The following is a 19,547-nucleotide window of genomic DNA, read 5'->3' on the forward strand; positions in this document are numbered from 1 at the left end:
CGCCTGGAACGGGTCGGGCATAAACACTACACCCATCTTTTTGTATAGATATCGTGTGACAGTTTGGTATGCGCCGTCTGACGACAGCGCTCCTGGTGGGGGGCGTGTTGGTGCTGACACTCGTCGCCACGCCGGCGGCGGGCGCACAGTCCACGACCGACGGGAACGAGACGGCCGTCGGCGTCGAAATCGACACCTGGACCGTCACGGGCCTCTCGATCGCCGAGGGCACCGAGTCCAGAGAGCGGACCCGGCAGAGCGTGGCCGCGAACCTCAGCGTCCCGGCCGACAACGTCCTGGTGCAACCGGCGAACGGCACGGCCGAGGTGTTCGGCCCGAACCTGTCGACGGCCGCCATCGCGGACGGGTTCGCCGCGGCCGGCTTCTCGCCGAACGCGGTGCGCCAGGGGGCGACCGACCGGACGCGGGCGAACATCGTTCGAGTGTTGCAGGGCAGACTCGATATGCGGGGGAGCAACGCGACCGCGAAGACCGTCACCGTCGACGGCATTCCACACGTCGTCGTCACGGGCGCGAACCGGACCCAGGTCGGGACGATACTCCGGAACCGCGGGCAGGTCGAGGTCATCGCACACTACCCGGTCACGGTCGACGGGCAGACGGTCTACCGCGAGACGAAGATTCTCGAGAACGAGGACTTCGTTCGCGTCGGGCCGGCCGTCGCGAGCCGCCCGTTCACCGACCGGCCGACCGTCGAAGTCTTCCTCAGCGTCCAAGCGGCCCGTGAAGCCGCCGCGACGGTGAAACGAGCCGGCTTCGCCGACGAGGGTGTCACGGGGTGTCCGGCGGACGCGGCCGAGAACCCCGACACCGCTCAGGGCTACTGTCTGTACACCGAATTCAACGGCGAGATCGTCTCGGCGCGGTCGCTTGGCGGAAACGTGGCCTGGGCGATCAACTTCCAGGAGTACGACGAGGATCCATCTGTCTTCCTGATCGCCGAGACGGTTCGGGAAGCCGAACGGTTGTCCGCGACGCTTCGGAGCGGCGCGTTCCCGGCCCCGGTGTCGGTCACCCGTCTCTCGGAGTCGGTCAGAGCGGCCGCACTCGGGAACGAGGACGCACCGGTCGAGGAGCCGGTCGACACGCCCGACGCACCCACGACCGACACGCCAATCGACGACGTGACACCTGGCGGAACGCCGACGGACGCACCCGACGACGTTGCCACGGTCGACGAGACCAACGACACCCCTGCACCCGAGACACCAGCCACCGGGGAGTCGACGGACACCACCGCCCCGGCCGGCGAGTCGACGAGCAACTCGACCGGCGTCGTGACGGTCACCGACGCGACCGGCCCGGGTTTCTCGCCGGCGACGGCACTGGTCGCCCTGGTTCTCGCGACCGTCTCGCTGCTGGCCGCCCGGTCACGATAGGACGCGACCGAACCGTATCTTTTTGTGTGAAAGAGGATACACTTTCAGGTATGCGCCGCGCAGCGATAGCCTTCCTTGTGGCGGGTGCCTTCGCGCTCGCACTCGTCGCCGCGCCGGGAGCCGGGGCACAGCTCACACCGGACGAGAACGAGACGGTCGTCGGAGCCGAGATCGGCGACGACGTGTCGGACCGGACGGTGGAGACCGTCGTCGCCGTCCTGGAAACGCGACTCGATCTCGCGGGTATCGACGGTCACGTCGCGACCGCGAGTGTCGGTGGCACGCAGTACGTCGCCGTCGTCACCGACGCCGACAGGGAGACCGTCACCCAACTGCTCCGGGACCAGGGTCGGGTAGAGATGGTCGCCCGGTTCCCGGTCGAGGCGAACGGCTCGACGGTCTACCGCGAGGAGACGCTGTTGACGACCGACGACTTCGTGGAGGTAGGCCAGGCACAGGCCGGGCGCGGAACCATCCAGCCACACGTGCCCATCACGCTCGGAGCGAGCGCGGCCCGGAACTACTCACAGGACCTCCAGGAGTACGGGTTCACCGGCGAGGGGATCGGGACGTGTCCACCCGACGCCGATCGGAACCCGGACGAGGCGAGCGGCCACTGTCTCTACACGGTCGACGACGGCGAGGTGCTGTACACGGCGTCGATGGGACGACAACTCGCCCAGGCCATGCGAAACGGGGAGTTCGTCGCGAACCCCTCGTTCCTCGTGACGACGAGTAATCTGAGCGCGGCCGAACAGCTGTCCGTCACCCTCCGGTCGGGCGCGTATCCGGTGTCGCTGTCGGTCACCGACCTTCCCACTGCCGTCGAATCGGCGGCACTGTCGAGCGCCGAGAACGCGGCCACCGGTATGGACCGGGCTACCGACGGATCGGTGGCCGGGACCGGAGCGACGGCAGCGGCGACGACGACTGATCGGTCGGCCGATGGAACGGCCGGACCGGCCACGGGGGCAGTCACCGAAACCGGCGCGCTCGGGCCCGGGTTCACGCCGCTGGCCGCGCTCCTCGCCGTCGCCCTCGGGAGTAGTGGCTTGCTCGCCGCCCGGCTCAGATAGCGCGCAACTGCACCGTCCAGAAGTCACGGAAGGCGTCCGCCAGCGCGGGTTCGGGGTCCCCGGTCGCGTCGACCGTGGCGGTCACGTCCGCGACCGACGAGAACGCCGGGAGGACCGTCCGTTCGCCGACGACGTACAGCGGGTCGGTCGTCCGTTCGTCGAGGGCCTCTAGACAGCGGTCGACGTGGGAGTCGATCTGCTCGTCGCGCAGTCGCTCGAACCGGGCCTGCGAGAACCCGCCTTTGGAGTGTTGACTCTTGAGTTCCGAGTCGAAGCCGTGGAACGCGGTCCGCTCGCGACCGTCGTACTCGCCCATGGCGAACAGGTCCGACCGGACGAGCGCGAGGGAGAACTGTCCCTCGGGCGCGAACCAGGCCGGGTCGAACTGGAACCCGTCGCTCCACTCGGCGAAGGGCTCCGGCGGGGCCGGGACGGAGAGGGTCGCGCCGAGGAGGCCGGCGTCGTCGGTCACCGCGAGACAGGGCGCGGCCTCGGAGACGAGCGTCGCGCGCTCGCCGAAGGCGTCCCGCACCGCGTCGGGCGTGTCGTCGGCGACGAAGGCCGTCAGCGCGCCCTCGGGGTCGGTCTCGACCGATTCGAGGCGGTCCAGAACCGCGATCAGGCGCTCGCCACGGAGCCGCTCGCGACGGCGGTAGTCGAGCGAGGTCTCCTCTCCTTCGAGGCGGTCGACGGTCCCCTCCAGGTCGGCGATCCGGTCTTCGAGCCGGTTGGCCCGTTGTTCGGCCTCCTGTCGGTCGCTGGCGGCGTCGGCGCGGCGCTCCTGTTCGGCCTCCAGTTGTCGTTCGAGGTGGCGCTTGTCCTCCTCTAGCTCCGCGATGCGCTCTTTGAGTTCGGCGCGCCCCAGCAGCTCGTCGAGCATCACCGGAAGGGACAGCGGAGAGGGCTTAAATTGCGGGGCCACCCGGGCCGTCGTCGAGGTCGTCGACGGCGACGTGGCCACCGAGCATGGCCAGCAGTTGTTCGGCGCGGTCGGCCTTCGCCAGCAGAACTTCCGTGAGCGCCGGCGGGTTCCTGACGCGCGTGTCCTCGAGCACCGACGGCGGCACGGCGAGTGTGTCCTCCGGGACCCCGTCCGCGCCGGTCACTGGGAAGTGTCGCTCGTCGACTTTCATCACCAGCGGTCGGTCCAGCCGCTCGACGCCGTCACCGTCGGCGTAGAGCTGCTCGTTGACCCGCTCGTGTTGTTCACGACTGATGGCTGCGGTCTCACTCTCGCCCGGCGTCACGTACAACCGGCCGAGGTAGTACCCGCTCGAAAACCGCTCGAACATGCTATACGGTGTCACGTACCACATCAGCGTAGAAAAACCTTGGCCGGTGCCCTTATGTCGTCGCGCTTTCAGGGGATTTCGGCGGTCAGCTGGGAGTCGCGGTGGCGGGAGCGAGGAGTGCAGGCGGTGACGGCGTGTAGCACGCCCGGACCGGGCCGAGACGGTTTCGTGAGTCGAAGGTGGAGCGGACCGCGTGAACGCTATTGGACGGTCTGGGGCCGTCAGAGCGATCCGGTGAACAGTGAGAACGGATCTCCGCTTTTTTGTGGCTTACGGATAAAGATACGCTCGATATGAGTGCTCGTGGGACGCTGTTGACCGCGGTCGTCGTCGGCGTCGGCGTCGCCCTGGTCGCCGTCCCGGTGTTCGGTGCCGTCGGTGGCATCGCGCCGGCCAGCGACGGGGCGTCGGCAGTCCAGACGAACGAAACGAACGACACGGCGAGTAACGTGAGCATCGGGGCCCGGATCTCCTCGTTCATGCAGGCCAGCAGTGCGGAGACCGACAGCTCCGTGGAGTCGGGGATGTGGGCCGCCAAGTACAACCAGTCCGAGGAGGGGGAGCGGCCGGCCGTCGTCCAGTCCCGGATCGATCGACTGGAGCGCCGGAGCGAGCGGCTTCGCGAGCGCATGGCGGACCTCCAGGCGAGATACGAGAACGACACGATCCCACGAGCGGCCTACAGGGCACGAGCGAGCCGCCTCACTGCGGAACTGGACGCACTCGGTGACTCGATCAACGAGACCGACGAACGAGCGCGATCGGTCGGCGTGAACACGAGCCAGCTCGATCAGCTCAGAACGCGGGCGCGGAACCTGAGCGGACGGGAGGTCGCGGCCGTCGCACGCGATCTGGGCGTCGGCCGACCCGACCAGGCCAGCCCGCCCGAAGACAGGGGGCCCGGTGACGTCGGTCCGCCGGAGGACGTGGGGCCGTCCGAGAACGTGACGGCGGACGAGCAGCCGGGACCGCCCGTCGACCGCGGCGGGAACGGCGGGCCACCGGACGACGGTGAGACCGGACCGAGGACCGACGGCGAGTCACCGGCCGACGGGAGATCAAACAGCAGTGACCGCGGGTCGGGCAGCGCCGACGGCGACGCCGGGGGGGACGGCTCCGACGAGACGGCCGACGACGCGGGTGACGCAGCGGGCGACGCGGCAGGCGGTGCCGACGACACTGGCGGCGGATCGGACGCCGGCTCGAACGACCCCGGGGATGGCGGCCCTGACGGCGGCCCTGACGGCGGGCCTGCGGACCCCGCCAGGGGCGGTGGAGGCAACGACGGACCGCCCGGCCGCAACTGACCGCGGCCAGTTAGCCTTTTCACGGGTCATCGCTTACGTTCGGTAAATGGATTCGGCCGAGTTACTCAACCTCCTGGGAAACGAGAACCGTAGACGGATCCTGCGGCTGCTCGCCCGGAAGCCCTGTTACGTGACCGAGATCAGCGAGTATCTCGGCGTGAGTCCGAAAGCGGTCATCGACCACCTCCGAAAGCTCGAAGAGGCCGGCCTCGTCGAGAGCCGAACCGACGACCAGCGCCGGAAATACTACTTCATCTCGCAGAACCTCCGACTGGAGGTCAGCGTCTCACCGTACGGGTTCGGCGTCAAAAGCGCCTATCCGGCGAGTCAGAGCCTCGACGTGGCCGCCAGCTGTCGGCACCTGAAGATCGACGTGAGCACGCGGGATCCGACCGATCTGGGCGACGTGGCGACGGAACTGGCACGGCTCGAACAACTGGAGAACGAACTGTCGATGGCTCAGCGGTGGGTCCAGGGGCGACTCGCGGCCGTCATGGAACAGCTCGGTGAGAAACTGGACGTGGACGACACCCGCCTCTACGCGGACGTGTTGAACGCGCTGGTCGAGGAGCCGGCGACCACGGACGAGATCGTCGAGACCGTCGAAGCGCCGCCGCCGGTCGTCCGCGAGGCACTGACCGAACTCGAAGGGAACGGCGTGCTCGCCCGTGAGGGCGACCGGTGGCGGCTCGTCGACTAGAGGTCACGGGTCAGCCCCGACCGCAGGTCGCGACCGAAGTAGTGTCCGAGCAGCGCCGCGAGGACACCGAACCCGACGCCGACGGCGACGAGCGGCACGCCCGGCCCGACCGCCGTCAGGACCAGATTCCCGAGCACCCAGCTGATCCCCGACGCGAGCGCGCCGCTGACCGACGCCTCGACGTAGCGGGACCGCTCGCTCGCGAGGCCGGCCCCGAACGCCACCGCGGCGATCCCGACGAGCCCGCCGATGGACCCGAAGGGGAGAACCATCCCCGCCAGCACCATCCCGGCGACGCTGGTGACCAGCAGGAGCAGGAACGCCCGGAGCGAGAACAGCCCCTCCAGGGGGCTTGACAGTCGCGACGCGACCGCACCGAACGGGGCGCGGACAGCGGCACTGAGGCGACCGGCGAGCCCGGACTTGCCGGTGTCACTCGACGGTGACGGGCCGGTGTCGCTCGTGACCGTCGGCTCGTCGTCGAGCCCGAACGTCGCGTCATCGAGCGATTCCTCGACGGACTCGTCCGGCCGGGTCCGCTGATCGGAACGTTCGGCCATACGAGACGTTCCGCGCGCGGCGACGTGAGTCTTTTCCCGCGGGGCGGTCGGAAGGATGGTTTCAAGTCCGGGCACGCGGTACGCGAGAGTATGAACCCAGGGGACCGGGTCCGCGTCGAGCGCGCGGACCAGACGTACGAGGGCGTCCTCTTGCCCTCGACGACCGCGGAGAACCTCGTCGTCAAACTCGAGAGCGGGTACAACGTCGGCGTCGACCGGGACGCGGCGTCGGTCGAAGTGCTCGAAGCCGACACCTACGACGTGGAAGGCGCACAGGACGCCGAGGGCGAGTCGGCCATCGAGTTCGACGACGACCTGCCGACCATCTCGCTCATCTCGACCGGCGGGACCATCGCCTCGACGGTCGACTACCGGACGGGCGCGGTGACCGCCCAGTTCGACGCCGAGGACGTGCTCCGGGCGGTGCCGGACCTGGCCGGCCGCGCGAACTATCGGGGCCGCGTCGTCGCCAACATCCTCAGCGAGAACATGACGCCCGAGGTGTGGCAGGAGCTGGCACGGGCGGTGAGAGACGAGATCGAGGCGGGCGCAGACGGCGTCGTGGTCATGCACGGTACCGACACGATGCAGTTCACCGCCTCCGCGCTCGCGTTCATGCTCGACACGCCCGTGCCCATCGTCTTCACGGGGAGCCAGCGGTCGGCGGATCGCCCCTCCTCGGACAACGTGATGAACGCCGTCTGTGCGGTCGAGGCCGCGAAATCCGACTGCGCGGAGGTACTGGTCTGTATGCACGCCGACGAGGCCGACGAGCGCTGTGCGCTCCACCGGGGCACCCGCGTCCGGAAGAACCACACCTCCCGGCGGGACGCCTTCGAGACCGTCGGCACGAAGCCACTCGGGGAAGTCGACTACGAAAGTGAAGAGATCACGTTCCGCCGCGAGTACGCCGAACGCGGCGAGGCCGACCTCGCACTGCACGATGGCCTGGCAACGGACGTGAGCCTCGTGAAGTTCACGCCCGGCACCGACCCCGCGATGCTCGAAACCGCAGCGAACGGCGCGGCCGGCGTCGTGATCGAGGGCACGGGCCTGGGTCACGTCAACACCGACTGGATCGACACGGTCGAAGCGGTGACCGACGCGGGGACGACGGTCGTGATGACCAGCCAGTGTCTTGCGGGTCGGGTCTGTGACCGGGTGTACGACACCGGTCGCGACCTGCTCGACGCCGGCGTGATCGAGGGCGAGGACATGCTCCCGGGCACGGCGAAGGTGAAGCTGATGTGGGTGCTGGAAAACGCCGAGGACCCCGCCCGAGCCATGCGCGAACCGCTGGCCGGCGAGATCCAGGCCCAGTCACGGCCCTGGACCTGAGATGGCCGACGAGGGGGACGGCGTGGGCGAGGACCCGACCGTCCACGTCCGACAGGCCCGCGCCGCCGACCACGACGGGATCGTCGCCTTCACCGAGGACACCTGGCCGGACCGCGACGTGAGCGATTACCTCCCGCGCGTGTTCCCCGAGTGGGTCGAGAGCGACGGCCCCGGTCAGCGGACGTTCGTCGCGACGGTCGACGGCGACCCCGCGGGCGTCCTGCAGGGAGTCATACTCTCCGAGTACGAGGCCTGGGCCCAGGGGATGCGCGTCGCGCCCGACGCCCGCGGCCTGGGACTGGCCCACCGACTCACCGGGGCCGTCTTCGACTGGGCGGTCGAGCAGGGCGCGACCGTCTGTCGCAACCTCGTGTTCTCCTGGAACGCACAGGGGATGGGCACCTCCAGGGGTATCGGCTTCGAGCCGGTCTCCGAGTTCCGGTGGGTCCATCCCGAACCCGTCGCCGACGCGAGCGCCGACACCGACCACGCCGTCACCGACCACGCGGACGCCGCCTGGATTTTCTGGCAGCGCAGCGACGCCAATCGGGCCCTCTACGGACTGACCCTCGCTCCGGGGGAGTCCTGGGCCGTCCGTGAACTGCGACGCGAGGGTCTCCAGCGACTCGCCGAGGAAACTCGGGTGTTCGCAGTACAGAAAGAGGGCGACGGGACCCGGGGGATGGCATACCGCGTCCGGGACTACGAGCCCGGCGAGGGTGACGAGCGAGTCGCGGAGTACGGCGTCGCAGCGTGGGCGGACGTGCCGGCCGCCCGTGCGCTCTTCGCGGCCATCGCTCGCGACGCCGCGGCGGTCGGTGCGGACCGGACGCGCGTCTTGATCCCCGAGACCGCGCGGGCGGTCAGCGACGCGGCCTACGCCGGGATCGAACTCGGGGAAGAACCCGATTTCGTGCTGGAAGCCGATCTGACCGGGCGCGGTGGGTAGTTGTCAGCGTGACACAAGCTATTCAATCGCGCTGACGGTTTCGTTCGTATGAGCAACAGGTCGGTGGGTCGAAATGCGCTGGCACTTGGTGGGGTTGCCCTGTGCTGTCTCCTGTGTCTGGCCGTCGTTGCGGGGACAGCGACGGCCGCCGAAGGAGAAATCTGTCCCACTGGGGCGCCGCAAAGTGGCGATACCGCGAACGTCACAGTCGACCTGTTCGTCGCGCCCGACGATTCGTTCGGTGAACTGAACGACACGGACGCGATCAGCGACGGACTCACCGCCGGGCGGATCGTGCCGGCACTGGGCGACGAGAGCGGCGATCCGGTTGTCACGACCGGTCGCACTCGCATCTATCGGCTTCGGTTCGAGGGCGAGTCGACGCGGGTCCTCCAGGGTCTCGACGGTTCCGAGAGAGAAATCGACCGCGCGGTCGACCGTCGCCTCGCCGCTGGCGGGAACGTCAGTTTCGGGATCGGTGTCAACACTTGTTCTGCCGAAATCAACCTCTCGTCCTCCGACGACGCGGGCGCAATCGAGTACGCCTTCGACGACCACAACGATTCGATCTACGTAGTCGTCGACCCCGGGGCTGCGGTCGTCGATTACCCGAGTCTGCGGGGGAGAGGCCAAGTCGTCGAACTGACGGTCGGAAACGGAACGACCACGAGCGAAGATTCGTTCTGGTTCGACGTTCAGGACCCGGACGCACAGTTCGTGGGGGGCGAGCCCCTCCACCTGAACACCTCGGAGACTGCGACCGTCACCGGATCCGTGACCGCCTTACCGGGCACGGATCTCAGGATCGTGCTGAACATCAGCGGTGAGCCGAACCCCAGGCGCACGATTGCCACGGTGGGATCGAACCGGCGGTTCACAGCGACGTTCGACCTCTCGTCCGTCCCGCAGGGCACGCGCGCGACGGCGAGCGTGGTCGGGTATCGAGACTCGGAGACCGTCGCTGTGGTCGGTTCACAGGCATCTGTCAACGGGATTGGTGACACTCCACGAGCACAGACATTGGAAACCCGTACCACACCAGCGGTGGAGTCGCCGACATCGACCGACATTCATCAGATTCCACCGAGTCAGACCACTCCCGCAACGACCGCCACCGACAGAACTGGCCCCGGCTTCGGTGCGAGCCTGGCCGTTTTGACCATCCTTGCCAGCGCACTCGTCGGTACCCGCCTCACTCGCCGCTGGTCGTGTCACTCTCCGGACGGTCGTCCCACCGAACCCTTTTATTCGATGCACACAGATGTATACACATGGGCACCGAGTACAAGAACGTCCGGCTGACCGAGGAGGCCTACGAGAAACTCCGGAGCCGGAAACGGAAGGAAGAGTCGTTCTCTGACGTGGTCGCTCGACTCGCCGGCGAGCGATCACTGCTCGAACTTCGAGGGGTACTCAACGAGACGGAGGCGGACGCCATGGAAGACGCGCTCGCCGACAGTTACGAGGGGTACGCCGACGATCTCGCTGCGGACTGGGACGAGCGATGATCCTCGACACATCGGTATTGCTGGATCTCATGCGGGACGATTCCGCAGCCGTCGAGCGCATCCGTGAGCTCGAATCTGCGGGAGTCCCACAACGGCTCTCCGCGATGACGCTCTACGAACTCCACTGGGGACTCGGGTACAGCGACCGATCGGCCGAAGAGCGCGCGGAAATCGAAGCGATCGTCGATTCACGGACGCTGTACGACGTGACGCCGGAAATCCTCCGGAAAACGGGTCGGATCGGTGGCGGACTCAGACGCGACGGCCGACCACTCGACGATCCGGGCGACGAGATTATCGGTGCGACCGGTATCGTCCACGACGAGAGCGTATTGACCGGGAATCCGGACGACTTCCGCCGGATCGACGGGCTCTCGGTCGTGACGTACTAACCTGCGTTCCTGTCGTCCGCCTCACCCGCCGCTGACCGGCGGGAAGAGGGCGAGTTCGTCGCCCGCTTCCAGTTCGGTGTCCCGGCCCTCGGCGGAGACGAAGGGGTTGTCCCCGTTGTGGAGGACGCGGATGTGGTCGCGCAACTCGCCGTCGTCGTTCAGTACTTCCGCGGCGAGTTCGGGGTGAGCCTCCAGCAGTGCGTCGAGCGCATCGCCGAAGGTCTCGCCCGACTGTACGTCGACCTCGACCTCGGACTGGCCGACGACCTCCTTGAGATTGGCGAACAGCTTCCACTCCATATCCGGAGGAGCGGCCGCGGCGGCAAAAGCCGTTCTGCTTCGGTCGTCGACCTCGCTGCTCGCGGGCTCTGGGCCCGCTCGCACGGTCGGCGGTTCAGGTCGAACCGCCCGTCAGTCGTCGTCGGTGGCGTCGGCCGTCTCGGTGGGCGCGGTCGCTTCGGGAGCCGTCGCGGCGGCTTCGAGCTTGCGCAGCCGTTCGGGTTTCGCGACGGCGTAGACCGCGTCGCCGGCCGCGAGGACGTGGCTCCGGTCCGGGAGCGCCTCGATGCCGTCGTCGGCCTGCCGAACCGCGATCACGGCCACGTCGAGCGAGCCGACGGGCTGGCCCGCCAGCGGGCTCCTGGACTCGATCTCGACGACGCTCATAGTCTCCTCTGCGGCCCGCAGGAGGGAGGCGAACTCCCGGTCGGTCCGTGACTCGACGGGCAGGGTGATCAGCCGGTACTCCGTCTCGGCGTCGAGTTTGGGCGTGTCGGCGGCGTCGACGGCGAGGGTCACGACGTCGCCGGCGATCCCCCGAACTTCGGCGGTCGTCACCCGCTCGAACGGGTCGGGTCGCCACACCTGCACCACGTCGCCGGAACTGGCGGCGAAGGCGGGGTCGGCCTGCACGGCGACGGCGGCGGTCTCGGGCGGGAGCGTCGGGCCGATACCCGCGACCCGCGCGCCGACGGCGAGGTACTCGACGCTGCCGTCGTCCGCGAGGTCCACGTCGACGTGGCCGACGCCGAAGTCGCCCTTGATCCGGGTTCGCAGTCGGTCCTCCAGATCCGAGACGGTCAGCCGCTTTGGAAAGAGGAAGGTCCGGTTGGCGAGTTGCGCTTTGGTCTCGGCGGCGACGGGGTCGTAGCCGACGATGTCGTCGATCTCCTCGGGGAGGTCGACCGCGATCACGCGGCCGACGGCCTCGACGACGCGGCTGACCTCGCCCTCGACGCTGGTGCTCCCGGTCGCGGCGAAGAGGTCGTTGCCGAATCGGTCGCCCACGTCGACGGCCCCGGCGGCCGTCAGACCCGCGACGACGAACGCTGCGATGTTGAACAGCGCGGTCTCGGGCGAGAGCGGGCTGTTCGCGCCCGTCGGCTCGATCACCTGCCCGAGCGCAGTCATCGTGTTCAGCGAGACCGAGACACCGGCGAGGCCGACCAGCACGGGGAGCCCACGCTGGATCCGGTCGCGCGTGTACCACCGGTACAGCAGTACGACGATGCCGGAGAGGACGCCCGCCAGGACGGCGAGGCCGACCAGTTGCGCGAGCGCGAGCGCCAGCCGGTCGGACAGCGTGCCCGCCTGCAGGATCACACGACCACCTCCCCGAACGCGTCGAGTCTGTCGGGCGGTCCGACCGCGAACACTTCGTCACCGCCGGCCAGCGCGGTCGTGCCCTGGGGCACCAGCTGCCAGCCCGTCGGTTTCCTGACGGCCAGGATCGCCACGCCGTGTGTCTCCCTGGCGTTGGCAGCCCCGAGCGTCACGCCGTCGAGGTCACTCTCGGCGGCGACCGTGAACCGGCGGAACCGCTTGCCGGTGCGCCGGAGCAGGGAGATGAGTTCGTACTCCAGCCGGGTCCCCCGCGCCTCGACGACGACGCGGGCCCGGTCGGCCCGGACCAGCGGCTCCGCGTCGGTCCGGGTGACCGCGGCCGTGAGCCGTCCCTCACCGCCGGCCGTCGTCGGCGCACGGACGGCCCGGGGGGTCGACTCCGCGTCGTCGTCCTCGACGTGGGCGGGTGTCGTCGGTGCGGTCAGGCGCTTGTCGGCCTCCAGGTCGGCGGACTTCGCGCTCAGGACCGTCCCGCGGACCTGCGCGTCGGCCGTGATGAGCGTCACCTCGTCGCCGCGGGCCAGCCCGGTCGGGACGAGGGCGTCGACCGAGACGGCCCGTTTGCCCGCAGGCACGCGCTTCGAGAGACCCGAGAAGGGCGGCGCGGCCGCGACCGACGCCCGGCCGCGCTCGTCGATGGTCACCGTCACGTCCCCGAGGTCGAACTCCGTCCGGAGCCGTTCGGCGACCCGCTCTTCCAGCTCCGAGACGCGCAGATCCGCCGGGAAGGTGTACTCGGCCTCGCGGATCTCGGTCCGGAGGTCGTCCGAGAGCGGCGGGTACCCCTCCATGTCCGACACGTCGCCGACCACGTCGATGCGGACCTGGCCGCCGGCGACCAGATCGGACAGATCCCGTGAGAGCGTGCGCTCGCGGAGTTTCGACAGGGAGAGTTTCCGGGGTGCGTTCGCACCGAGCTGGTCGCCCTTGGCGTGGGCGTACAGCGACAGCGCCGTCACCACCAAGATCGCTGTCACCAGCGTCGGCGCGTTGGTCGCCTGCGTGACGCTGGGATCCGCGAGTGCCAGCAGGCCGCCGCTGACGCCCGCCAGCGCGACCGCCAGCACCACCACACCGAACCCGGGGATCGAGACGCCGGTGAAGTACTTGAAGCCGAAACCCAGCGTCCACGCGACCAGCGCGGGAACGATACCGGTGAGAAAGCCGAGGTAGATGCCCAGCAGAACTTCGACCGGAAGAGAGGCCATGGGCCCGCTGGGACCGCCTCGTACAAACCAGTACCGCCGGCATGTGTCCGGTTCGGCGGTTTTATCCGCGCTCACGTCGGACGGGGGAGCATGGCGTCCCGGCGCGTGTTGTTCGGCACTCGTGTGACGCTGGTGCTCGTGACGCTCGTCGCTATCCTCTCTTTCGCGACTGGCGTCATCAACATCGGCGTCACGGAGGTTTCGGGACCGCTGGCCACGTACATCCCCGAAGATATCGAGCGGGCGGCCGGCTTCACGGGCGCACTCACCGGCTTTCTGATGCTGGGCAGCGTGTTCGGGCTCCGCCGCGGACTCCGGATCGCGTGGTATTCGACCGTCTTCCTGTTGCCCGTGACCGCGATCCAGGGGCTCGCTCAGTCCAGCATCTTCTCCACGCCGTTGATCGCGCTCTCACTGCTCTCGCTCCCCTTCGTCTTGGTCAATTATCGCCGGTTCGACCGGAACATCGACCTGTCGACGACACAGCTCGCGGCGACGGCCGCCCTCGTCGGCACGATGGTCTACGGCACGGCCGGGACCTACCGACTCCGCGAAGACTTCGCGAACGTCGAGACCCTCCTCGACGCGGTGTACTACACCATCGTCACCGCCAGCACGGTCGGGTACGGTGACGCGATCCCCACCTCCCAGCAGGCGCGCCTGTTCTCGATCTCCGTGCTCGTGCTCGGCGTGGCGAGTTTCACGCTCGCGCTGGGATCACTGTTGGGCCCGGCCATCGAGGCGCGATTCGCACAAGCGCTCGGCACCATGACAGAACGACAACTCGAACTGCTCGAGGACCACGTGATCGTCCTCGGCTACGGCGACCTGACGGAACCGATCATCGACGAACTGGACGGGACGACACCCTTCGTCGTCATCACGCCGGATCAGGACGCGGCGGCGAAACTCAACGCCCGGGACATCGCGGTGTTATCGGCCGACCCCAGCGACGAGGACCCGCTCCATCGCGCGAGCATCGAGGACGCCCGCGCGGTCGTCGCGGCGACCAACAACGACGCCAACGACGCGCTGGCGATCCTCACCGCGAAGTCGCTCAACGCCGACATCCGGGTGGTCGCGGGCGCGACCGACCGCGAGAACGTCGAGAAGCTCAGACGCGCGGGCGCGGACACGGTCATCAGCCCCATGGTGATCGGTGGTCACCTGCTGGTCGAGTCGGCACTGGGCGACGAGAACGTCGAGACCGTCGCCGACCAGTTGCTCGAGAGTTCCGGCGGGAGCGTGCCAGGCGGGTGATTCTCAGCGGTTGCGGTCGACGATGGCCACGTCACAGTCCAGGTCGCGGATGCGCTCGAAGGTGGGCGGCGAGACCAGTCGCGAAGCACGGCTCCGGTCCATGCTCGCGCCCATGAACACCAGGTCGTAGTTCGTCGCGTTCTCCGAGAGGAAGTCCTCGATCCGAGCCCGCGAGACGCGCGTCTCCAGCGAACCGTCGAAGGGCGCGACCAGATCCGAGAGCATGTTCTCCGCACGGCGACGGTTGCTATCACCCTGCAGACAGTTTGCGACGCCGACGTGGCCGGTCCGGCCAGTCAACCGGAGCGCGAAGTCGATCATCGCGTGGGCCACGTCGCCGGCCCGACGGACCGGCACGAGGACGCGGCGCCAGCGCGTCCGACCCTCACAGGAGCGGTGGACGAGGACGTCCACGTCGCCACGGAAGAGGAGTCGGACGAACGGCGAGAGGCTGCCGTGGCGCTGTTCGTACGGCGTCGCGATCAGGTCGCAGTTGGCCTCGTGGGCGGTCGAGATGACAGTCGCAGCCGGCGTTCCACCGGTCGTGGCCACGACGGCCTCACAGGGGACGCCGACTTTCGTCTCGATCTGTGCGGCCTGTTCTTCCAGTCGGTTGACGGCGGTCGAGGCGGCGCGATGTTCGGCGATCTCGTCGAGCGCCTCGGCGTCGAGTTCGCCCTCCGCGCCCGCAGGGTCCGAGTCGCCGGCGTCGCCGCCCGCCTCGGGGTCGTCCGGGCGACCACCGTCCGCCCGGGCGCCGGCCGTCCGGTCGAGGAGTCGTCGTTCGGCGGCCGCCACCTGCTCGTCGTCGACCATGTCCAGCAGGACGACCTTCCCGGCCTCGTGAGCGGCGGCGAGTTTCGCGGCCAGCATCGCCGTCGCTTCGGCGTCGTCGGTTCGCATCGGCACCAGCACGTGGTCGTCGCCCTTCGTCGACTGGTAGAGATAGCGGGCTCGTTCCTCGAAGAAGGTCTCGCGCCACAGCAGGAAGACGCCGGCGACTAGCGTCGAGGAGGCGAGGACGCTCCCGACGTAGGCCAGTCGCGGCGTGAACGCCACCGATAGGCCCGCCATCACGTCGAGCGTGATCGAGTTCGCGCTGCTGACGTCGATGACGTGGACCAGCAGGGCACTGGAGTAGGCGGAGGCTTCCTCGACGGCGAGCAACCAGGTCACCAGTCCCGTGAGAAAGACCGAGAACGCCGCGGCCCCGGGATCGACGGCCGTGCGGCCCGGTGCCGCCCAGAGCGCGGTCGCGACGGCGTACGCGAGCCAGCCACAGAGCGCGCCGACGGTCAACCCGCCGACGAACCGCGTCGGCGAGGCGTACTCGCTCTCCGGCCTCGCGAAGAGCGTGTACGTCCCCGACGCCAGGGGCGGAAAGAGCAGGAACGGCAGAACCGACACCAGATTCGAGAGCCAGGTGACGGCGGCGATGAGCAGGGGTACGAACACGAGCACCGAGAGGTGGACGAGGTTCCGCGTGTTCTCCAGCCAGCGACGGATCGTCCACAGTTCGCGGCGCTCGAACCGGCGCACTCGGGCCCGTGCGGCGGCGAGTCGTTCGCGCACCCGGTCGCGCATACCAGTTCTTCAGGAGCCGCCTACTTTAACTGCGTGCCGCCGTCGGCGTGTCGAGTCGGGCAGGTTCAGAGGGCCGTCGCGGCGTCCAGCGCGATGCCGATGGCCCGCTCGACGTTGTTTTTCGCTTTCTCGGGGAGTTCGTCGGCCTCTGTCTCGCCTTTCTGGGTCCCCTCGACCAGGTTCCCGTCGACGGTACAGATCGCGCCGGCCGCCATATCCTTCCGGCGGGCCAGCGAGAAGATCGCCGCAGCCTCCATCTCGACGGCCAGCAGCCCCGCCGCTTCCCACGCTTGGACGTACTCGTCGGTCTCGGCGTAGAAGGCGTCGTCCGTGGCGACCGGCCCGACGTGAACGTCCTCGCCGTTGGCTTCTGCGCCGTCGACCAGCGCCGAGAGGACGCCGTAGTCGGGCACCGCGGGCACGGTGTCGGCCTCGTAGCGACCGGTCGTTCCCTCGTCTTTGGCCGCGCCCGTGGCGACGACCATGTCGCCGATCTCGATCCCGGACTGGAGCGCACCGGTGGTACCGACCCGGATCACGGTCTCGACGCCGACGGCGTGGAGTTCCTCGACGGCGATGGCCGCCGACGGACAACCGATCCCGGTCGAACAGACCGTCAGATCGCGGCCCCCGTAGGTGGCGTTGACGACCTTGTACTCGCGGTTCTGTGCGACGGTCGTCGCCTCGTCGCAGGCATCGGCGATGCGGTCGACGCGACCAGGGTCGCCCGGCAGGAGCGCGACGTCCGCCAGGTCACCCGGTTCGACCAGCAGGTGTGGCTGTTTGGCCATGGGGTCTTTCAGGCCAGCGGCTACAAAACGGGCGGGGATCGGCGGTCAGGACTTCGAGTCGTCCCGGCCCATCAGGCGGCCGACGGGTCCCATGAACTGCGAGACCGACAGGTCCGTCGACTCGAAGAACTTCTTCGCCCGGTAGGCACCCCGAGCCGGGAACCCGATCAGGAAGAAGACGAACGCCGTCAACGTCAGTGAGATCATCGGTACCGGGAGCAAGGATTGGGGCTGAGTGATCGCTTCGACGATCACGAGGCCGAGCAGGAACACGCCGGCGAGGATCGAGTGCCGGCCGAGACTCCCGACGAAGGCCCAGCGGGGACTCTCGGTCTCCAGCGGTTCCGCGGCGTCGTCGGATCCGGTCGCCGGAGCCGCCGGGGGTGCCGGCGGTGCCTCGGGCGTCTCCGCAGGCGTCGCAGGCCCGGTAGACGCCGGTTCCGGTTCCGCCACTCCGTCCGGGTCGGGTTCGTCCGCGTCGGGCGCGGCGCGCCACCACACGCGACCGACTCCCACGTCCTTCGAGTCGAGCTCCTCCCGGTCCACGAGGTCCTCCAGTCGGTTCAGCGTCGCACGCTTCCCGATCGGAAGTTCCTCCGCGACCTCCGAGGTGGTCAGGACGGGATCGTCCGTCCCCTCGAAGACACCCAGAATGTTCTCGTCCCGGGCCTTCTGGGCGGGTGCCCGCGGATACTCCTCGGAACCGGAGTCTGAGGGCATGGGAATCCATATTTCAGCCATGCGCATTAATCTTGGGGAGTCTAGATCGCGACTTCAGACCTGATTAACGCGAATTTCGTCCTTACGAAGTAAGGTTCACGAGCAGTAACCTTTATACTCTCGGGTGAACATGGGTGTGATGAGGGCGCGGGGGAAGTGGGAGCACGCCACTCCAAGCCAACACCACGCGTCCGCAACCACGCCGGACGGACTACGCCCAACACCACGGGGCTGACCGGTACCGACCCTCACTCTCGTTCCCTTTCGGAAATCACGCCGACCAGCGGCGCTTAGAACAGTCCAGCGGCACTGAACAGCAGAAGATTGTGCGTCCCCGGCCCGAGCCCGACGGCCGCGACCACGCCCAGCGCCGCGTTGCCCTGGGTGGGATCTTCCTCGACGAAGTCGGCGAACAGGACCACGACGGCGGCCGCGATCAGCAGCTTCACGAGGACGAACAGCCACCCTTTACCGACGACCGACGCCGTCGGCAGCGTGCCGGCGAACTCCATGATCGCCGCAGGAATCGGACTTCGTTCGCCGCTCCCGATCAGGTCCACGCCGACGGCCGTCGAGACACCGTCCAGCGCGTGGCCGAACACGACGACCGCGCCCAGCGTTCCGGTCCGCGCCGTCACGGTCGGACGGATCCGGTCGAGGACGGCGTAGGTCACGATCGCGACGACGATCGAGGCCGCCAGTGCGGCGACGGGCAACATCGGCGCGAACGTGCCCCGGGCCGTGGCCGTCTGTACGACCAGCGCGGTACCAGCCAGGGTCGCCACGCCACCAGTCGCCGCGAGTGCCGGCGGGACCGGCCGCTCCGCGAGCACCAGTCCCGCCCAGATCCCACCGGCGACGAGGAACGTCGTCCCGTACACCGTCGGGGCCGAGAACAGCGGGGCGACGGCATCGGAGACCGCCTCCAGCTGGTAGAGGACGTGGAACGCCGCGCCCGCCGCCATCCACGGCGTGAAGGCAACGACCAGTCGTTGCGTGACCGGTGGACGGCGGGTGAGGAGCACCGCGCCCACCACGATACCGACGACCGTCAGACCGAGCAGATACGCCAGTCCTGGGACGACCAGTCCCTCGGGAAGTATCTGGAGGAACATGGCGGAGGGGGTCGCGCAGCGGCCGAAAGCCTTCCGGTCGGCCACGTCGATTTTTATCCCGGCGGCCGCTATCGGGGGCATGGACGTTCCCGGGCGGATCGACCACACGGTGCTGGGACCGGCGACGACGGGCGACGACGTGCTGGCCGTCCTCGACGAAGCCATCGAGTACGGCACGAACGCCTGCGTCCCCCCGTGTTACGTCGACATGGCGTCGAGTTACGCACCCGAGACGACGGTCGCAACCGTGATCGGCTTCCCACACGGCCAGCACGCCCCGACGGCGAAAGCAGAGGAAGCCGAGTGCGCCTGGGAGGACGGCGCGGACGAACTCGATCTCGTCGCCAACGCCGGCCGCCTGCTCGGCGGGGAAGACGACGAGTACCGGGAGGAAATCGCCGAAGTCGTCGCGGCGACACCGCTCCCGGTGAAAGTAATCGTCGAAGCCCCGCTGTTGACCGACTCGGAGGCCGAACGAGCGGCCGAACTCGCCGTCGCGGCCGACGCCGACATGCTCAAGACCGCCACCGGTTTCGGCGAGGGTGGCGCGACCGTCGAGGACGTGGCCCTGCTGAGCGAGTTCCTACCGGTAAAAGCCAGCGGCGGGGTCGGGAGCTGGGAGCACGCCGAGGCGATGTTCGAGGCCGGCGCCGAGCGGATCGGGGCCAGCAGCGGCGTCACAATAGTCGAGGAGTGGCGCGCGGCCCGGGAGTAGGATCCGTTT

At 68.7% G+C, this 19,547-nt stretch carries 22 protein-coding genes; 11 read left to right on the forward strand and 11 right to left on the reverse strand.

The window, feature by feature from the left end; all coding sequences use genetic code 11:
* Nucleotides 1-68: 68 nt before the first annotated feature.
* Complete coding sequence (locus EAF64_RS04300; RefSeq protein WP_129067716.1) at nt 69-1,400, forward strand: hypothetical protein; 1,332 nt, start codon at nt 69-71, stop codon at nt 1,398-1,400.
* 50 nt (nt 1,401-1,450) lie between these two features.
* Nucleotides 1,451-2,476: a hypothetical protein gene (locus EAF64_RS04305; protein ID WP_129067717.1), complete on the forward strand. Its 1,026-nt coding sequence runs from the start codon at nt 1,451-1,453 to the stop codon at nt 2,474-2,476.
* On the opposite strand, the gene EAF64_RS04310 is transcribed toward EAF64_RS04305, so the two are convergent.
* Together EAF64_RS04310 and EAF64_RS04315 are read right to left on the reverse strand one after the other, a co-directional pair.
* A complete protein-coding gene (locus EAF64_RS04310) occupies nt 2,469-3,356 on the reverse strand; it encodes a Vms1/Ankzf1 family peptidyl-tRNA hydrolase (RefSeq protein WP_129067718.1) in 888 nt (295 codons plus the stop codon). The two genes, EAF64_RS04305 and EAF64_RS04310, sit on opposite strands and share 8 nt — an antisense overlap.
* Nucleotides 3,357-3,381: 25 nt before the next feature.
* A complete protein-coding gene (locus EAF64_RS04315; RefSeq protein ID WP_129067719.1) occupies nt 3,382-3,768 on the reverse strand; it encodes a DUF5802 family protein in 387 nt (128 codons plus the stop codon).
* 293 nt (nt 3,769-4,061) lie between these two features.
* Between EAF64_RS04315 and EAF64_RS04320 the strand changes: the two genes are divergently transcribed.
* A complete protein-coding gene (locus tag EAF64_RS04320; protein WP_129067720.1) occupies nt 4,062-5,075 on the forward strand; it encodes a hypothetical protein in 1,014 nt (337 codons plus the stop codon).
* Nucleotides 5,076-5,121: 46 nt separating this feature from the next.
* Nucleotides 5,122-5,775: a metalloregulator ArsR/SmtB family transcription factor gene (locus EAF64_RS04325; protein ID WP_129067721.1), complete on the forward strand. Its 654-nt coding sequence runs from the start codon at nt 5,122-5,124 to the stop codon at nt 5,773-5,775.
* Here the strand turns inward: EAF64_RS04325 and EAF64_RS04330 are convergent.
* On the reverse strand, nt 5,772-6,335 hold the full coding sequence (locus EAF64_RS04330) for a hypothetical protein (RefSeq protein ID WP_129067722.1): 564 nt from the start codon (nt 6,333-6,335) through the stop codon (nt 5,772-5,774). The genes EAF64_RS04325 and EAF64_RS04330 overlap by 4 nt on opposite strands.
* Nucleotides 6,336-6,425: 90 nt before the next feature.
* Here EAF64_RS04330 and gatD point away from each other — a divergent pair, with 90 nt between their 5' ends.
* Both gatD and EAF64_RS04340 read left to right on the forward strand, forming a co-directional pair.
* Nucleotides 6,426-7,673, forward strand: coding sequence for a Glu-tRNA(Gln) amidotransferase subunit GatD (gatD, locus tag EAF64_RS04335; RefSeq protein WP_129067723.1), 1,248 nt, complete (start codon nt 6,426-6,428; stop codon nt 7,671-7,673).
* Between the two features lies 1 nt (nt 7,674).
* A complete protein-coding gene (locus EAF64_RS04340) occupies nt 7,675-8,622 on the forward strand; it encodes a GNAT family N-acetyltransferase (protein WP_129067724.1) in 948 nt (315 codons plus the stop codon).
* A gap of 18 nt (nt 8,623-8,640) precedes the next feature.
* Here the strand turns inward: EAF64_RS04340 and EAF64_RS04345 are convergent, their stop codons facing one another.
* Nucleotides 8,641-9,360: a hypothetical protein gene (locus EAF64_RS04345; protein WP_129067725.1), complete on the reverse strand. Its 720-nt coding sequence runs from the start codon at nt 9,358-9,360 to the stop codon at nt 8,641-8,643.
* Nucleotides 9,361-9,396: 36 nt separating this feature from the next.
* On the opposite strand from EAF64_RS04345, the gene EAF64_RS21720 reads away from it, so the two are divergent.
* The 3 genes from EAF64_RS21720 to EAF64_RS04355 are packed head-to-tail and all read left to right on the forward strand — an operon-like array spanning nt 9,397 to nt 10,522.
* Nucleotides 9,397-9,924: a hypothetical protein gene (locus EAF64_RS21720; RefSeq protein WP_394345748.1), complete on the forward strand. Its 528-nt coding sequence runs from the start codon at nt 9,397-9,399 to the stop codon at nt 9,922-9,924.
* On the forward strand, nt 9,894-10,130 hold the full coding sequence (locus tag EAF64_RS04350; protein WP_129067726.1) for an antitoxin VapB family protein: 237 nt from the start codon (nt 9,894-9,896) through the stop codon (nt 10,128-10,130). The genes EAF64_RS21720 and EAF64_RS04350 overlap by 31 nt, the downstream gene beginning before the upstream one ends.
* Nucleotides 10,127-10,522 carry a PIN domain-containing protein gene (locus EAF64_RS04355; RefSeq protein WP_129067727.1) on the forward strand — a complete coding sequence of 132 codons (396 nt, stop codon included), beginning with the start codon at nt 10,127-10,129 and terminating at the stop codon, nt 10,520-10,522. The genes EAF64_RS04350 and EAF64_RS04355 overlap by 4 nt, the downstream gene beginning before the upstream one ends.
* Before the next feature lie 21 nt (nt 10,523-10,543).
* On the opposite strand, the gene EAF64_RS04360 is transcribed toward EAF64_RS04355, so the two are convergent.
* The 3 genes from EAF64_RS04360 to EAF64_RS04370 form a co-directional block, all read right to left on the reverse strand.
* Nucleotides 10,544-10,822, reverse strand: coding sequence for a ubiquitin-like small modifier protein 1 (locus tag EAF64_RS04360; protein ID WP_129067728.1), 279 nt, complete (start codon nt 10,820-10,822; stop codon nt 10,544-10,546).
* 111 nt (nt 10,823-10,933) lie between these two features.
* Nucleotides 10,934-12,124 carry a TrkA C-terminal domain-containing protein gene (locus tag EAF64_RS04365; RefSeq protein WP_129067729.1) on the reverse strand — a complete coding sequence of 397 codons (1,191 nt, stop codon included), beginning with the start codon at nt 12,122-12,124 and terminating at the stop codon, nt 10,934-10,936.
* A complete protein-coding gene (locus EAF64_RS04370; protein WP_129067730.1) occupies nt 12,121-13,353 on the reverse strand; it encodes a potassium channel family protein in 1,233 nt (410 codons plus the stop codon). The genes EAF64_RS04365 and EAF64_RS04370 overlap by 4 nt, the downstream gene beginning before the upstream one ends.
* 90 nt (nt 13,354-13,443) lie before the next feature.
* On the opposite strand from EAF64_RS04370, the gene EAF64_RS04375 reads away from it, so the two are divergent.
* Nucleotides 13,444-14,613, forward strand: coding sequence for an NAD-binding protein (locus EAF64_RS04375; RefSeq protein ID WP_129067731.1), 1,170 nt, complete (start codon nt 13,444-13,446; stop codon nt 14,611-14,613).
* Between the two features lie 3 nt (nt 14,614-14,616).
* On the opposite strand, the gene EAF64_RS04380 is transcribed toward EAF64_RS04375, so the two are convergent.
* The 4 genes from EAF64_RS04380 to EAF64_RS04395 all read right to left on the reverse strand — a co-directional run bounded on the left by EAF64_RS04380 (nt 14,617) and on the right by EAF64_RS04395 (nt 18,823).
* Nucleotides 14,617-16,197 (reverse strand): HPP family protein, encoded by a 1,581-nt coding sequence (locus EAF64_RS04380; RefSeq protein WP_129067732.1) that lies wholly within the window; start codon nt 16,195-16,197, stop codon nt 14,617-14,619.
* Between the two features lie 65 nt (nt 16,198-16,262).
* Nucleotides 16,263-16,988 (reverse strand): nucleoside phosphorylase, encoded by a 726-nt coding sequence (locus EAF64_RS04385; protein ID WP_129067733.1) that lies wholly within the window; start codon nt 16,986-16,988, stop codon nt 16,263-16,265.
* A 45-nt stretch (nt 16,989-17,033) separates the two neighbouring features.
* A complete protein-coding gene (locus tag EAF64_RS20795; protein ID WP_193767563.1) occupies nt 17,034-17,708 on the reverse strand; it encodes a hypothetical protein in 675 nt (224 codons plus the stop codon).
* Nucleotides 17,709-17,998: 290 nt separating this feature from the next.
* Nucleotides 17,999-18,823 carry a DUF63 family protein gene (locus EAF64_RS04395; RefSeq protein ID WP_129067734.1) on the reverse strand — a complete coding sequence of 275 codons (825 nt, stop codon included), beginning with the start codon at nt 18,821-18,823 and terminating at the stop codon, nt 17,999-18,001.
* A gap of 79 nt (nt 18,824-18,902) precedes the next feature.
* Here EAF64_RS04395 and deoC point away from each other — a divergent pair, with 79 nt between their 5' ends.
* Nucleotides 18,903-19,538: a deoxyribose-phosphate aldolase gene (gene deoC / locus EAF64_RS04400; protein WP_129067735.1), complete on the forward strand. Its 636-nt coding sequence runs from the start codon at nt 18,903-18,905 to the stop codon at nt 19,536-19,538.
* Nucleotides 19,539-19,547: the final 9 nt, after the last annotated feature.

The sequence above is a fragment of the Halorientalis pallida genome, from assembly GCF_004118325.1.
In the GTDB taxonomy this organism is placed as follows: domain Archaea; phylum Halobacteriota; class Halobacteria; order Halobacteriales; family Haloarculaceae; genus Halorientalis; species Halorientalis pallida.